Annotated in this window: 13 protein-coding genes and 1 pseudogene; 5 read left to right on the top strand and 9 right to left on the bottom strand. The window is 67.2% G+C overall.

Annotated features, from left to right (window positions below; all coding sequences use genetic code 11):
• Positions 1-3 precede the first annotated feature (3 nt).
• Positions 4-2,898, bottom strand: coding sequence for a helix-turn-helix transcriptional regulator (locus tag NQ160_RS02035; RefSeq protein ID WP_257513569.1), 2,895 nt, complete (start codon positions 2,896-2,898; stop codon positions 4-6).
• Between the two features lie 154 nt (positions 2,899-3,052).
• On the opposite strand from NQ160_RS02035, the gene NQ160_RS02030 reads away from it, so the two are divergent.
• Entirely contained in the window at positions 3,053-3,817 is a 765-nt protein-coding gene (locus tag NQ160_RS02030; protein ID WP_257513568.1) for a hypothetical protein, read from the top strand.
• Between the two features lie 59 nt (positions 3,818-3,876).
• Here the strand turns inward: NQ160_RS02030 and NQ160_RS02025 are convergent, their stop codons facing one another.
• The gene (locus tag NQ160_RS02025; protein ID WP_257513567.1) at positions 3,877-4,491 is read right to left on the bottom strand and encodes a hypothetical protein; all 615 of its coding nucleotides are present in this window, start codon (positions 4,489-4,491) and stop codon (positions 3,877-3,879) included.
• A 325-nt stretch (positions 4,492-4,816) separates the two neighbouring features.
• Between NQ160_RS02025 and NQ160_RS02020 the strand changes: the two genes are divergently transcribed.
• Positions 4,817-5,128, top strand: a complete 312-nt coding sequence (locus tag NQ160_RS02020; RefSeq protein ID WP_257513566.1) for a hypothetical protein — start codon at positions 4,817-4,819, stop codon at positions 5,126-5,128.
• Positions 5,129-5,220: 92 nt separating this feature from the next.
• Positions 5,221-5,358 carry a hypothetical protein gene (locus tag NQ160_RS02015; RefSeq protein WP_257513565.1) on the top strand — a complete coding sequence of 46 codons (138 nt, stop codon included), beginning with the start codon at positions 5,221-5,223 and terminating at the stop codon, positions 5,356-5,358.
• Between the two features lie 45 nt (positions 5,359-5,403).
• On the opposite strand, the gene NQ160_RS02010 is transcribed toward NQ160_RS02015, so the two are convergent.
• The gene (locus NQ160_RS02010) at positions 5,404-5,871 is read right to left on the bottom strand and encodes a VOC family protein (RefSeq protein ID WP_257513564.1); all 468 of its coding nucleotides are present in this window, start codon (positions 5,869-5,871) and stop codon (positions 5,404-5,406) included.
• A 100-nt stretch (positions 5,872-5,971) separates the two neighbouring features.
• Here NQ160_RS02010 and NQ160_RS02005 point away from each other — a divergent pair, with 100 nt between their 5' ends.
• Together NQ160_RS02005 and NQ160_RS02000 are read left to right on the top strand one after the other, a co-directional pair.
• Positions 5,972-6,976 (top strand): helix-turn-helix transcriptional regulator, encoded by a 1,005-nt coding sequence (locus tag NQ160_RS02005; RefSeq protein WP_257513563.1) that lies wholly within the window; start codon positions 5,972-5,974, stop codon positions 6,974-6,976.
• Between the two features lie 124 nt (positions 6,977-7,100).
• Positions 7,101-7,781, top strand: a complete 681-nt coding sequence (locus NQ160_RS02000; protein ID WP_257513562.1) for a DUF3626 domain-containing protein — start codon at positions 7,101-7,103, stop codon at positions 7,779-7,781.
• Positions 7,782-7,828: 47 nt separating this feature from the next.
• Here NQ160_RS02000 and NQ160_RS01995 read toward each other — a convergent pair whose 3' ends face one another.
• The 6 genes and pseudogenes from NQ160_RS01995 to NQ160_RS24820 form a co-directional block, all read right to left on the bottom strand.
• Positions 7,829-8,602 carry a hypothetical protein gene (locus tag NQ160_RS01995; RefSeq protein ID WP_308211433.1) on the bottom strand — a complete coding sequence of 258 codons (774 nt, stop codon included), beginning with the start codon at positions 8,600-8,602 and terminating at the stop codon, positions 7,829-7,831.
• A 437-nt stretch (positions 8,603-9,039) separates the two neighbouring features.
• Positions 9,040-9,651, bottom strand: a complete 612-nt coding sequence (locus NQ160_RS01985; protein WP_257513560.1) for a hypothetical protein — start codon at positions 9,649-9,651, stop codon at positions 9,040-9,042.
• Between the two features lie 14 nt (positions 9,652-9,665).
• Positions 9,666-10,784: a DUF4062 domain-containing protein gene (locus tag NQ160_RS01980; RefSeq protein WP_257513559.1), complete on the bottom strand. Its 1,119-nt coding sequence runs from the start codon at positions 10,782-10,784 to the stop codon at positions 9,666-9,668.
• A gap of 185 nt (positions 10,785-10,969) precedes the next feature.
• Positions 10,970-12,105 (bottom strand): annotated as a pseudogene (locus NQ160_RS01975) (IS3 family transposase).
• A 328-nt stretch (positions 12,106-12,433) separates the two neighbouring features.
• The gene (locus tag NQ160_RS01970; RefSeq protein ID WP_257513558.1) at positions 12,434-13,195 is read right to left on the bottom strand and encodes a DUF4435 domain-containing protein; all 762 of its coding nucleotides are present in this window, start codon (positions 13,193-13,195) and stop codon (positions 12,434-12,436) included.
• A gap of 64 nt (positions 13,196-13,259) precedes the next feature.
• Entirely contained in the window at positions 13,260-14,567 is a 1,308-nt protein-coding gene (locus tag NQ160_RS24820; RefSeq protein ID WP_257513557.1) for an AAA family ATPase, read from the bottom strand.
• Positions 14,568-14,668 lie beyond the last annotated feature (101 nt).

Here is a 14,668-nt window from a genome sequence, read left to right as displayed (position 1 = left end):
CCGTCACATCAGGCCCTCATCTCGGGCGTAGCGGACGGCATGGGATCGGTTGGAACTCGAGGTCTTGGTGAAGATGCTGCGCATGTGGTTGGCCACGGTGTGCTCGCTGATGAACAGCTGCGCGGCGATGGCGCGATTGGTCAGGCCCTGATCGATCAGACGGAGGATCTCGATCTCGCGGGGTGTCAGCCCGTCGGCGCGACCACGGAGCCTCGCATCCCGCTCGACCGCGTGCAGCACGCGGGCCCAGCCTGCGGCTGTGGCGTCCGCCCGCACGCGTTCGGCGAGGACGAGCGCGTCCCGCGAACGGGCATCGCGAGAGATCAGCCAGTGGGCCAGGGCGGTGCGGGTGTGGGCGGCATCCAGAGTGGCGCCGAGCCGATCGTCCAGCGCCAGCGCGGCGTCGAACGAAGCTTGCGGATCGCCGGAATCGAGCAGGCCATCGAGCTGTCCGAGGTAGCGGTCCGCCGAGCCGAAGCACGAGACGAAGTAGCCCGACATGAGGTTCAGACCGGCGTACTCCAGCATCAGGGGTCGCAGCCTCGCCGCCGCGTCCCGGTCCTCGAGGAACAGCGCAGCCTCCGCGAGCAGTGCCAGCATGGCCGGCCACTCCGCGGACTCGTGCCGCACCGCGGCATCCTGATCCAGCAGCCACGCCAGCATCCTCGCTGCCGGCCGCCTCATCTCGAACTCCGTGTACAGGCCGAGCAGCCCGGGCGCCCAGTGCTCGTGGGGTGATTCGGTTCCGGTGATGACCCCGCGCACCGGCGCGAGCTGTCCGAGTTCTCGCTTGATCATGTACAGCTGCTGCGCGGCGACGCTGGACCGCGCATCCGACAGGAACGCCGCTTCGGCTCGTGCCGCCCGCCGGTATGCGGTTCTTGCTGCCTCCAGCCGGCCGGCGATGAAGTGGCGGCCGTAGTCGACGCAGTCGCGCCAGTACTGCCAGTAGCTTCCCGCGCGCGCCGCTGCCGCGATCAGGGCCGTCTCGGCCTGTTCGAGTCCGCCTTTGTCGCCGAGGACGTACGCTGCGGCGGCCCGATAGTTGGGGGCGGCATACAACCACTCGCCGATGTCCGCCGGGCTGGTCGCACGCGCGGTGCCGACTGTCCAGATCTCGCCGGCATGGTCGTACGCCTCTCTGAGGATCTGGGGCCGGAAGCTGTGAAGATATGCCGTCCGCAGCACCCGCAACAGCAGCTGCGCATCACCGAGCGCGCGAGCCTGCCGAGTGGCCTCTGCCGCCCGCACCCGTGCCTCGTCCAGGCGCCCCGAGAACGACGTCGCCCGCGCGAGCGCCGCGAGCGCTTCGACCCGTTCCGCACGTGTACCGGATTCGCCCGAACGGTCCAGGGCACGCATCAGCAGCTCCACCGCCCGCGCACCGTGGATCCCCGGCCGCCAGGTCGCTTCCTCATATTCGATGGCGCCGCGCAGCTGATCCGGCGGAGCGCCCAGCGCGCAGACCTGTTCGGCGAGCGCGCGCGCCCGGGCGAAGTCGGCCGCGAGTCGCCAGTTGCGCGCTGCCGCCAGGCGCAGCTCGTCGCGCCGGCTCGGCGACTGGGTCAGGTCCGCCGCCTGCTCGAACAGTCGCGCCGCCTCTTCGTACGCGATTCTGGATGCCGCGAGCTCCGCCGCCGCAGCCGTGTACAAAACCGCCTCGTCCCGAAAGCCCAGGTCGAGGGCATGCACGTAGTGGTAGGCGAGCCGCTGCGTCAGCCGGGCGGGGGCGGGCGCCCGCTGCTCGAGCATCGCGGCCGCGCGTGCGTGCAGCGCCGGCCGGTCTCGCGCGGGAATGCCGTCGAGCACCGCCTGCCGCGCGATCGCGTGCGGAAAGCGCAGGTCGTCGACTGCGCCATGGGGCGCTTCGAGCAGTCCCGCCGCCAGGGCCCGCTCGAGCGCATCCAGCACGGTCTCGGCCGGTTCCCCGGAGATCGCGGCCAACTCGTCGGCGACCACGTCCATGCCCAGCACCGCTGCTGCCTCGAGAAGATGGCGCTGCGCGGGATCGATCGTGTCCAGCCTCGTGTACAGCAGATCGTTGACCGACTCGGGCAAGGAGATGCCGGCGACATCGGGGCCGGCGATGTCACCGGCATAGCGCCACGCCTCGCGCAGCAGAAAGGGGTTGCCTCCCGTCAAGAACCGCAGTCGCGTTGCCACCTCGAGCAGGTCTGCGTCGGATGCCGTCGACCGGGTGCGCACATAGGCGAGCACCTCGTCCGGCGTCAGCGTCTGCAGCGAGATGCGCCGCACTCCTTCGAAGGACGAGAGGTTCGCCAGGACCCGGTCCACGACCGCTGAGCGGTCCGGATGCGTGGAACGCACTCCGCCGAGCAGCAGCACCGAGCTGTCCTCGAGCCCGGCGATCATCCTGGGCAGCAGCCGCAGCGCGGCCTCATCGGCCCAGTGAAGATCGTCCAGGATGATCACGATGGGCCGGCTCTCGGCGGCCTCACCCAGCAGACCGACGATCGCCGTCGCCAGCCGGTGCTGATCGCCCGGGTCCCGTGCCTCCGGCCCGGGGTCTGCGCGGTCCGCCGTGATGGCCTGGCGTATCAAGCGGCTGGCGGCATCCGTCGCCGTCGCCCCCCGGACAAGGTCCAGCAGCCTGCGCAACGGGGCGTCGAGCGGCTCGAACGGCGCACCGAACTCGGCGACGCACGAGCCTGCGAAGACGGCGGCACCGTGCACGCTGAGCCGGGTCGCTGCTTCGGCGATGAGCCTGGTCTTGCCGACTCCCGGCTCTCCCGTGACGAAGACGCAGTGCACCGCCCCGCTCACCACGTCGGGCCACACCGAGACCACGGCATCCAGTTCCTCTTCCCGCGCGACGAACGGCGGCTGATCGGAGCTGCGCCATGCGCGGGGCAAGAGCGGTGGTTTCCAGGCCCGCATGCGGCCAACATATGCCCGCCACCGGCTCACGTCGATCCCCGCATCAGCGGTTCGAACGCCGCGTCGAAATGGGCATTTCATGTCATGTGGCGGTCAGCCCCTCACGCCTAGCGTCGCCCGTATCAGGTCACGCTCATTCGAGAGGAAGTGGATCGTGTCCATCAACAGCACAACTCCGACTGGACCGCAGCGGAAGAACACACTCGTCATCAGTGCGGGTATCGCCACCGGAATGATCGCCGTCGTCGGCCTCAGCGGGTGCACGAGCCCCGGCCAGGCGCAGGATGCCGCCAGCCTCGACCTCGCCCTCACCGGCGAATCGACACTGCACGAGTTCGACTTTCCGGTGAGAAATGCGTTCGACGGTCCCCGAGAGATCAGCGACGTGCCGCTGCCGGATCCCCTGGCGGCGACGCCGAGCGCGGCGGTGTACGACGAGCGTCTGGAACCGTACCGGCTGACGAAGGAGGAGGCCATGGCGTTGTCGCCCATGCCCACGGCCACCGCTCACGACATCTCCCCCATGGATCCCTACGACAGGGCGATAGCCGCCGGCGCGCTGGCAAGTCATCTCGCGGCGGTCCTGCGGGAGGTCGACGCTGTCGAAGTGAACGACTCCGTGGATCCCTTCGGTTACACCGTCACCGTCGATGTCGCCGCCGAGGGGATCGCCGGGGTGCCGCTGCTGGTGACTTGGTCACTCAGCGGTGCGGATGTCAGCGCCCATTGGGATGCCAGTCGACTGGGAGCCCGGCTGCAGCCCACCGCCGATGACGGCGCCAGCGTCGACATCTGGATCCCCAACCTCCGTGGCGATGGTGACTACACCCTCGATGTCGATGTCGTCGGTGCGTCCGACGGCGTTGCTGTCGCCGGCGCCAGCTTGCTGGTGGAAGCCGCCGACGCGTCGGCCGAATGAGCCCGAGGTGCCTACGCGGCATCCACCTCGTCCGATCGCCGCAGCCGCGCACGGTCGGTTCACTGCGGGATAGGGAGCAGCTCATCTTTCGTCGGCGGCTGGGAGACCAAGCGCACTGCATCCGCTTTCGACACGTTCGACGGGAAGTTCCAACGGGAGAAGTCACCGCGCGGATCTTCCTTCGCCCGGGGCATGGCGATTGAGGATGCCTCGATGACCGCGCGGGCCACAGCGGCCTCACTAGCCGTCAACGCCAGCTTCTCGCGTCGCCGAAGCATGATCGGGAATCGCGTGCCTGCGGCGTCGCGTAGCACGAGTAGCAGCGTGCGTCCGCCATGACGATTCTGACTGACGAGTACCAACTCGGCTGTGGACAGGTCTGCCCAATTGACGGTTCTCCGACCTGAGCGCAGCTTCTGTTCGGCAACGTTGGCCCACACACCCGGGGTTCTCACCCACATCACAAGCAGTGTGACCACCGCGAACACAAGAAAGCCCGCCAACCCGAGCAGCAGCTGCAATGCGAGTACGTCGGTGAAGAGGCGAGCAACGGCAACGGGGATGTACGCCAGCAACCACAACGGCCCCACCACGATGAAGACGAATCGCCAGTCCACTCGTCCCAAACGAACCCAGTCCGATGGTTCGGAGGGTCCGTCCTGCTCCGCTTTCATGCGTTCAGTATGGTGGGCGCGGTAAGAAACCCGAGAAGGGGTCCTTCCGAGCCATCTCTGAGGCTTCGGAGCGCGGCGACGTCCGTGGCTGTGGATACGCTCGAGTTTCACCCACCAGCAGAGAGGCTCTCCTATGAAGGACCGAACTGCCGCAGCAGCCGCGTCCACTTCGCTGATTGCGATGCTCGCGCTAGTCGGCTGCGCTGGCGGAAGCGCCGCGGACACAGCAACGACCGCGAGGTCAGAAGCGTCGGCTCCCGCGGAGTCGAACGCTCCCGCGGAATCTGAAGCTCCCACCGAGCCGGTGTCCGATATCGAAGCCTCTGTGGCCGCGTTCGTCGGGGCACTCGATGAGCTGGGGATCGCGCACTCAGAGCCCGTTCGGGCAGAAGTCGGCTTGTCGGGAGCTAAGGCACGGTTCGACATCACTGTTAACGGCTTCGAAGCCGGAATCAACGTCTTCCCGGATGCCGAAATGCTCGCGACCTGGGGCGAGGCCAGCGACTCCTTCGGTGGAATCTACGTCTCCTACGGCAACGCTGTTCTGACGCTGAACTCGAGCGAGGGCATCGCCAACTCGGCCGAGATCGCACCGCAGATTGCGACCGCGGTCGGCGGCGAAGCGCACGGCGTCTAGCGAGCACCAACACGGGCGCGAAGGACTCGGCTCTCCCGTCCGGGCTCGCGCGCACGGTGGCGGATGCCGTGCGCGAGCGGTCGGCGGCGCCGATGATCCACGCCGAGCTGCCGCACGCGCAGCACAGCTTCGACCTGTTCGCGTCGGTGCGGGCACGGGCTGCGGCGAATGCCATCGAGGCGTTTCTCGGGTGGGTGCGGTCGCAGCGCGCTGCGGCCTCCGGACGCTGAACGGCGGGGAGACACGCACACCGCACGCGCGTGCCTCCCGCAGCGTCAGTGGCCGTTGTCTGAGGCGGCGACGTCGAGGATCCAGGTCACGCCGAAGCGGTCGGTGAGCATGCCGAAGCCGGGGCTCCAGGCCGAGGCGGCGAGCGGCTCGACGATCGACGCGCCGGCCGAGAGCGCGTCCCAGTAGCCCTGCACCTCGTCGAGCGCGTCGCCGCGCACCGACAGGAAGAACGGCTGGTCGGTGAGGGTCACGCCGTTCTCGCGCCGCGTCCTGCCGACGTTCGCCGCCGAACCGCCGCCCTCCCCCGGGATGTCGTACGCCATGACCCGGAATCCGTTCTCGCTCTCGAGCTGCCCGAACACGACGTTCTGGGCGCCGGGGGCTTCGGGCGGCATCCCGAAGTCGCCGTAGGTGGCGATGGAGAGGTCGCCGCCGAACACGGAGCGGTAGAACTCCAGGGCTACGCGGGCGTCGCCGCGGAAGTTCAGGTGGGTGGTCGTGGTGATGCTCATGTCTGCTCCTGTAGGGATGTCGCCGGGTCCGTCCCGGCTGCGCCCACTCTCGCAGCAGTAGAGGACTGTTTTGGTCCTCCACCCCCCCTAGAGTCAAGGCGTGACGACGACAACCTCCCGGCTGCTGAAACTGCTGTCACTGCTGCAGAGCAGACGCGACTGGCCCGGCGCCGTGCTCGCCGACCGACTGCAGATCAGTCACCGCACCGTGCGGCGCGACATCGAGCGCCTGCGCGAGATGGGCTACCGCATCGACGCGACCATGGGCCCCGACGGCGGATACCGACTGGAGGCCGGCAGTGAGCTGCCCCCGCTGCTGTTCGACGACGACCAGGTCGTGGCCTTGGCCGTCGCCCTGCAGGCGGCGACCGTCGCCGGCGCCGGCATCGAAGAGGCCGCGCTGCGGGCGCTCACGACCGTGCGGCAGGTCATGCCGTCGCGGGTGCGCCAGCGGCTGGATGCCATCGCCTTCACCACCGTTCCCCGCCCGGGCGACGGCCCCGCGGCATCCGTGTCGCCGCAGGTGCTCATCGCGCTGTCGAGCGCCGTCCGCGCGCACGAGGTGCTGCGGTTCGACTACGCGAGCCCGCGTGCATCCGGCGGCAAGGCTCCGGATGCCGAGCCGCCGCGTCCGCGCCGGGTGGAGGCGCACCACCTCGTCGCGTCACAGGGCCGCTGGTACCTCGTCGCATGGGACCTCGACGTGGAGGACTGGCGCATCTTCCGCGCGGATCGCATCACGCCGCGCGCCCCGACGCGGCTGGCGTTCGCGCCGCGCGAGGTGCCGGGCGGCGATGCGGCGGCATTCGTGGCCGGGCGGTTCATGGGGTCGGCGGACGGCGCCGGGTGGCCGTGCACGGGAACAGTCATCCTGCACCTGCCCGTCGACGCCGTGCTGCCGTTCGCCGGCGACGGTGTGGTCGAGGCGCTGGGGCCGGACCGCTGTCGGTACACGGCGGGGTCGTGGTCGTGGGTCGCGCTCGCGGCGTCGCTCGGACGGTTCGACGCCGACATCGAGGTGGTCGAGCCGCCCGAGTTGGCGGAGGCGTTCGCGCGGCTGGCGGGGCGGTACGCCGCGGCGGGCGGAACGCCGCCGGTCACCTGACGCCTGCCCTCACCCGCCCGCGGCGCGCACACGGCCTCTTGCTAATCTCGCCCCGTGCCCGCGAGAGTCCTCCTCCACTTCCCAGCCGGACTGGCCTTATCGCAGCACAACAGTTCTCGACGCCATGGTGTCGAGCGGTCGGTACCTCTCGCAGTTCGAGACCGGCACGTCCAACGGAGGCCTCACGGCTCATCCCGGCGGCGGTCGCTGGCACTGGGAAAGCCGCCTGTTCAACAGCCGTTACGACACGACACCCGCTGACGCTCGCCCGGTGTACGGCGCGGTCGACCTCGGAGACATGCACGGAGCCGCTCCGCGATTCGGCTCAGCGTTCCTTCGCCTCCGGCCCGAGGCGTCTGAACGAGCGACATTCTGTTACCCCGATTCGGTGTTCGAACCGCACCGGATTGGGGGCGTGGATGAGCTGCCAACCCTCGTCGAGCGGATGCTGTCCGAAGACCTCGAACCATTGGATCGCTATGTCGAGGCGCACGTCCACGGCGGCGTCGCCTTCGCAAGGGATGTCGAAGCGATCGTTCTCGACCCCTGTTACCGAGGAACGGCCGTTCATGCGGCAGCGGCGCGCCTTTCGCAGGTCGACTTCCATCCGGGCTTCAGAGTCACCACGGATGCGCTCGACCCCGGGTACCGAGGACCGCGGTACGCAGCTCTCGCTGCATCCCTCGCGGATGAGTTGACTCCCGACGTCTTAGGGGTCGCCGCCCGTTCAGGACTCCACCCCGCGCAATCGCTCAAGAAGGTGTGGCACTTGCTCGCGCGGTATGGGCGGCGCGCGGACGAGTAAGACAACTAGGCGTCCGAAGACGATCAGGTAGGCACCCAGCGCTGCACCTAACGCAGCTCGGCATCCACCTCGCGAGCCCCGACCGCGCTGCGATCGTCGGCCGTGAGATCGCCGCGCAGCGCGATCACCGCGAGCAGGCAGCATCCCACGAACACCACCGCTCCCCCGGCAACGGGAATCGACAGGTCGATCGCCCCGAGCATGCCGCCCAGCGCGGAGCCGGCGGCCAGCCCCAGCAGGCCGAGCACGCGTGCGGCGCCGCCGACCCGTCCGAGCAGGGCGTCGGGCACGAGCCGCTGCCGCAGGGAGAGTGCGCAGATGCTCCAGACGACCGCGTGCAGGATGTACAGCGCCAAGAGCACGCCGGCGACGATCGGATCCGTTGTGACGGCGAGACCGCCGAGGGTCAGCGCACCCAGCAGCAGGCTGGCCACGATCGTCCACCGGTATCCCAGCCACGTGCGCAGCCGGGGCGCGAGGAACGAGCCGAACAGCCCACCGAGGGCGGAGAAGGCGAGCCGCAGTCCGTACCCGGTGGCGTTCAGCCCCAGCCGCTCCTCGGCGAACAGGACGAGGATCGAGAAGGGCAGCATGTAGCCGACGCCGGGCGCAGCGCATCCGCGACCAGCGCGGCCAGGAGTTCGCGGGCCGCTTCCCGGTTGCGGGCCCTGGGCACGATGGTGGGATGCCGCGATCGTCAGCGCTCCCCCGACCAGGCAACCGCACAGGCGCTGAAGGATCCGCTCGCGCTGATGCGGTGTCAGCGACGCGGAGCCGGCGGCATCCCACACGAGCTCCACGCGCGAGCCCGTCGTGTTCACGCCTGCCCGCCGAGGCCGGATTAACGCGAGAAACGCCAGGTCAACTCCGACTCGCGATCGTGAGCCCGGGCGTGACGCGCAGTCCGGGACCATGGACGGCGGGCATGGGTGCATTCTGGCGGCTCTGAACAGATCGTGCTCCGGGACGGCCCACGCCGGGCGCTCGTGTCTGCTGCTCGGTCGCATGTCGCCGGCGACTCAGACCAGGCGCCTCGGCATCAACTCCGAACTGAGCCCCAGGGGAGAGCTCACTTCGACGTTGGCTGAGCTGCGCACCGCGAGCGGCCGCCCGAGATGAAGCGCCTGTCACGCCCATCAAGACACCGTCGGCTAGTCGACGTTCACCGGAGAGCGGCCAGGGCGGCACTTCATGCCCCGCCGGTCGTGCCCAGTCGCTGACCCGAGGCGAGCCGCGAGGCACTCACCGACGGCACCCCTCAGACTATGGCGATGACGGGCTCGCCAGTGACCGCGAGCGGAGTCCTGAGATCGGCGCGCAACGCGCTGAACACCCGAAGGTCGTCGCCGGTGCGCCACTTTTCCCTGTCGCCGTAGTCATCTGCGTGCGGAATCAGGAACGACTGAGACACCCCCGCATATCGCAGTGTGAGCCGTATCGTGTCGGGCTGGGGCCCGACCAAAGTCATGTCGTCTGCTCGAAGCAATTCCAGCTGGGACCTCGGGACAACGACTACCGACACCGAGGCAACGGCCACCTGGCCACTGTCCTTCTGGACATCGACGCTCACGAACTGAGTCATGGTCAGCGCTCGCAGATAGAGAGTGTCTGAGTTGAGCGCGTTCCACGGGACGAAAGTGCCCGATTCGCTCGCCGCCTGTTCGGGCACGGGGCCGTAACTGGCCTCCAGATACAGCGGGTCGTCGAGCTCGTCGCCTACCCATAGTTCCAGCTGCGTCGCGAGCTGGCGCAACCAATCCGGGTCTCCCTCATACTGCGGTGCGATCTCGTCCCACTTCTCCGCAAGCCAGTCGGCACGAGCAGCCTGCCGGCTGCGAAGCGTCTTCACATCTCCCGCGCTCTCGGTCATCGGTGGATCCGTTCTCAGATCGGCGCGACAGTGCCGGTGACAGCGCGCTCGGCCGGCGTCGGCTCGTTGACATAGCGGCGCGGAGGGAACCATGACACCTCGAGCAACCTGCCTTCCGCCTTCGGTGGTCCGAGCGTGAACTTCGAAGTGCCGCCCTTGATACCCCGGTGCCGGAGCGCCTCGTCCGTCAGTACGCGGGCGAGCGAGCGCACAACCGGGTCGGGAAGGTTGCGCCCGCGAAGGATCTCGAGAGGGTCCTCTATGGTCGCGAGACCCCAGAAGGGGTTCTCAACGGGCTCGCCGAACAGGGCGCCGCGCAGGGCCTTCTCGAACACATCGTCCGCGCTCATGCCGTTGATGGACATCGGAGTCGGGTGCTGCTGCTGACCGGCCCTCTTCATCGTGATCTCGAGAGTCTGACTGCCTGCGGACGTCGATTCGGTCGACACGTCCGTCACCCGCACCTCGGCGGAATCGTGAGCGCCGGCATATCCGAGGCCACCGCGTGCGCCTGGAAAGCCCTTGACAAGTTCTGCGACCCGACCGCTGCGGATGGTAGCTCGTACGCCGATCGTGTCGCCTGAGGTGTGGGTGGAGTTCGCTCGGAATGCCGTATCTCCCAGGACCATCCACGGCGTGAGGGACTCTGTCGCCATGACCCTCAACCGCTCCTGGACGCGCTGACCGAGCTGGGCAGCATCTGCGTATGGAGCCGTGGTGTACCGCGCACGGAGCCCACCGACGAAGTCCTGCTGCGGGCCATCGGCCCCGCCGAACGGATCCCGCACGAACAGCGCCATCCGCATGTTCGCGATGTCTGCGTTCCGGTACTCGTCGTGGGTTGCCGAGTAGCCGTTACCCAGCGGCTGGCCGTAACGGGGGCCGTAGATGCCGAGGTAGATGGTGGATCCGGCGAGACCGTCGAGGTACGCGCGGTCGGCCGGCACCTCCTGTCCGCCAAGGTCATGCTCGAACATCACCGGACGGGCACCAAAGGATGTGACCGCCGCACGAACCGCAACGCGCTCATCTCGCATGTCGCCAATGAGGCTGGATACGAAGACCGACTGTTGAGCCGCCCACAGACGGACATCCGCCTCATCGGGGGGAACTTGACTCGATGCGAGGTCCACGGTGAGGTCAGTCCTGAGAGCCATATCTGTACTTCACCACAAGTTGCCGACGTACGCTCTAATCTTCTGGATGGACAGCGCCGGCGCAGTGTGGTTCCGCTCGACAACTAGCACGATCGAAAGAACAAAGCCGATTGCCCGGCCACGTCCGTGGGACTGCTGCACGGATAGGTGACAGTTCCTAGTCACGCCGCCAGAGCGACGGCCGTGTTCATGATGGTCTCGAACTCGATAGGCGTTAAACGGCCCAGGCGGCGCTGGCGTCGGCGCCGATGGTAGGTCCGCTCGATCCAGGTCACCATTGCGATGCGCAGCTGCTCACGGGTGGTCCAGGAGCGGCGGTCGAGGACGTTCTTCTGGAGGAGCGCAAATAACGATTCCATGGCGGCGTTGTCCCCGCTCGAGCCGACTCGACCCATGGACCCGACCATGCGGTGACGGGCCAGAGCACGCAGGAATTTGCGGCTCGAAACTGAGGTCCTCGATCCGAATGCACCACACAGCTGGCGATGTCGCCGCGCACCGCGACGGCGTTCTCCAACGCCTGCACGGCCAGTCGCGACTTCATCCGGGAGTCGATCGAGTAGCCGACGATCCGGCCGGAGAACACGTCTTTGATCGCGCAGAGGTACAGCTTGCCCTCGGCGGTCTTGTGCTCCGTGATGTCAGTGAGCCAGAGCTGGTTCGGCGCCTCGGCAGCGAACACGTGCCTGACCCTGTCGTTCGCATCGACCGCGGCGCAGCGGTCGTCATGGACGGGCGGCCGGGCCTGCGGGCCTTGCCGCGCTTGGGTTTCCCGAACGGGACTGAACCAGCCGTTGGCCGACGCGATCCGCCACGCGGTCCGATCAGCCATCACCTCGCCGCACCCCGGGCCTCGTCGGCGAGCAGCCGATGCCCGAACTCCGGGTCGTCCTTGTGAGCGTCGAAAAGCGCATTCGCGCGATGGGCCGAGAGAGCTTGAGCACCCGGCACGTCACCGTCACAGGAATCCCTGCGTCGGCGAGCTCCGTCACGAGCGGGTAGAACCTTTTCCCGGCAGATTCGCCTGCGACAGATACGCCGCCGCGCGCCGGAGGACGTCGTTCTCCTGCTCCAGAAGCCGGATCCGCTTCCGCGCCTCCTGCAACGCGGCGCCCTCCGTCCGGGACTGGCCGGGCTTGGCGCCCTCGTCGATATCTGCGCGACGCATCCACTTCTGCAGCGTCATCGGGTGGACACCGAAGTCTTTGGCGATCTGCTCGATCGTCACTCCGGGCTCCCGGTTCCTCGCGACGCGCACGACGTCGTCACGGAACTCACCCGGGTAGGGCTTGCGCACAGCAACATCCTTCCAGGCCACCCTCCAGGGCAAGCCAGATCAGATGTCACCTATCCGTGCAGCAGTCCCAGTGGAAACCGGGTCACGCTCCAACCCCCAGCTTCAGTGGCCCGGCTACAGGCGAGGCGGTTCCGCGTACCGGCTTTCACATCGCGGGATACGTGCGCCCGGGAGACACACCGCGAAAACGTTCGCTTAGTATGCTAACGCGGCGCACCCCTTTGGCCCGAGCTAGGCAGCAGTCGGACCGGATTCACCCAACTCCCCGGTGCACCGCGCCAGTTGATCCCGGAGATCATACTGCACCCCACCGCCGCGTTCCGGCTCCTTACGCTGCCGTACGGTCCACTTCAGCAGCCGCTTGCTCGATCGACTGCCTGAGCATCGCCATCCACTGGGATCGTTCGAGAGCAAGACCCGCACTGGAACGCAACTGTGCGCAGATGACATCTGCGCTCGTAGCCGCAGCCGGCAACGACCCAAACCGGGCTCGCAGCCCAAACCCGGCGAACGCCGCGATGTCCTTCCCGCGCGGACCACGCCCGTCGAGCGGGCTCCCCACCACCACCGCGACCACGTCGGTCGTTGATGCCTCTGTGTCGCTGCCCTGAACGAGCGCCGCCGCAAATCGCCTTATATCCAGCTCGAGCGTGCGTTTGTCCGCTTTCGCAGTCACGTCAAGCGCGTCGAAACGTAGTCCCCAGGAGTTGCGCGCGTTTGCCGCGCGAATCTCTGCGACCGAATGTGCAGCGCGTTGGACCAGCTCACATGCCGCATCGACGCCGCCGAGAGCTTCGAGCTTGGCGGACGAGCCTTGATGCTCTAGCACGGTGCGTAGGACGCCCAGCGACGCCAACATCGCTTCTAGATCGCGACCGTCGTAGGTGATTACGATGCCCTCTTCCTCGAGTGGACATGATTCGTCGAAGTCCGCATCGACAACCGCCCTCACACCCTCCAGACCCCACTCAACGAGCCTCTCGACCGCCCGAAGGGCGTTGGGCTTCCCATCGGCGGGGAACAGGGTCCCTCCGGGAACATGAGACGCGAGAACTAACAGATCATCCGGTCCCTCGACGATGACCAGCACGCCTTTATCGACCTGACGGTGCTGACGAAGACGGTCCTCCAGCCGATCTAGATCGCGAAGCGAACTACTCATCGAAGTCCTCATCAGTCAAGGAATCTACATCGGCGTCATCCAGACGAGCATCTGTACTGAGCACTAGCTCCTCGGTCAGGTCCCACCGCCCATTGACGATGCCTGCCGAGTGCGTTGCTATTACGATCTGCAGATTACTCACTTCCGCAACCCGTGTGATGTCCGTGAGGAAAGCATGCTTCCATGCTGCATGAAGCGAAATCTCGGGCTCATCCACCAGAACAAGCGACCCAGGCTTAGCTGCGAACAGTAACAAAGTGAACAGCGCAACGAGGTGTTGCTCTCCCGAGGAAAGCCTGGAGACCGGCAACCGCAGACCTGAAACGTTGTGAAACTCCAAAGCCCCTCGGGCAGAGATTGATGTCCGCTTCCCGGACGGTGCAAGCTTGCTGTCAAGGATGTCGCGCAGCGTTTGCAGTTTCTCATTGACGGGCAGAAGAGGCTCGAGTCGCCGATCCCAGTCATCAAGGAAAACGCTGAGAATACGACGCACGGTAGGAGAGGTCCTCTCCGGGAAGGGAATTGGAGCTTCTCCCACCGCAAGACCGTTGCGAGCGAGCGCCTCGTAGCGTTCGACCGTGTCGTCATACCGCTTGTGGAGCTCGGCTTCCTTGATCGTACGGTCCGCCGCTTCGAGTGCGCGCTGCGCAAAACTAAGATCCGCGCTCTGCGTAGCTTGGACCGATGCGCGGCGCGCCTCGGTGATCTCCCCGCTTAGCTTTTCCGTATACCCACGAATCCGTGATGCCGCGGCAGCGCCCGACCGGCCCCGAGGAGAACCCCAATCCCCCAGCATGCGTGAGTCGTCTGCTCGCGCGTCCAGTCTCCAAGTATCGATAAAGACGGGGCGAGGGTGGCCACACAGCTGCTCAATCTGAGGAGCCTCTTTCAGCCGGCCCGCTAACGCGTCGGCTTCAACCCCGTATCTGCGTTTGAGGTCATGGGCGCCAAGTTGCATACCCGTACGCTCGTTGACCCAGCGCCCGGGTCCCACCTTGGCGATGCCTGGGGGGAGAACCTGCGGAGTGTCTAGGTCCTCCATAGCGATCGAGAGACCCGCGCCAGCCTGTTCTCCGTAAAGAAGCGCGCGCATGCTCACCCGTGGCCCGCGGTCCTCCACGCGACGGGTCGCCGTCAGGCAGTACCCGTCACTGAACTCGATCGAGAGCTCGTCATACACGGTTTCGAGGAGCGTCTGCGCGTCAAGCGATAGCGCGGCCGCCGTAAGGCGCAGAATGTGCGTTTTTCCGGCCCGGTTCGGCGCGAGAAGAATCGTGGGTTCCGCACTGCGGAACTCCACAGAGTGTCTAGCATGGCCGAATAGTCCAACGACCTCTACACGCGTTACCCGTCTCACGCGGCGCCCCCGACCCTGCGTCATTGAATGATGGCTGTTGACTC

Source organism: Microbacterium sp. zg.Y909 (assembly GCF_024626565.1).
The sequence above is the reverse complement of the archived record's forward strand: the minus strand, read 5'-3'. Positions and strand labels throughout refer to the sequence as shown.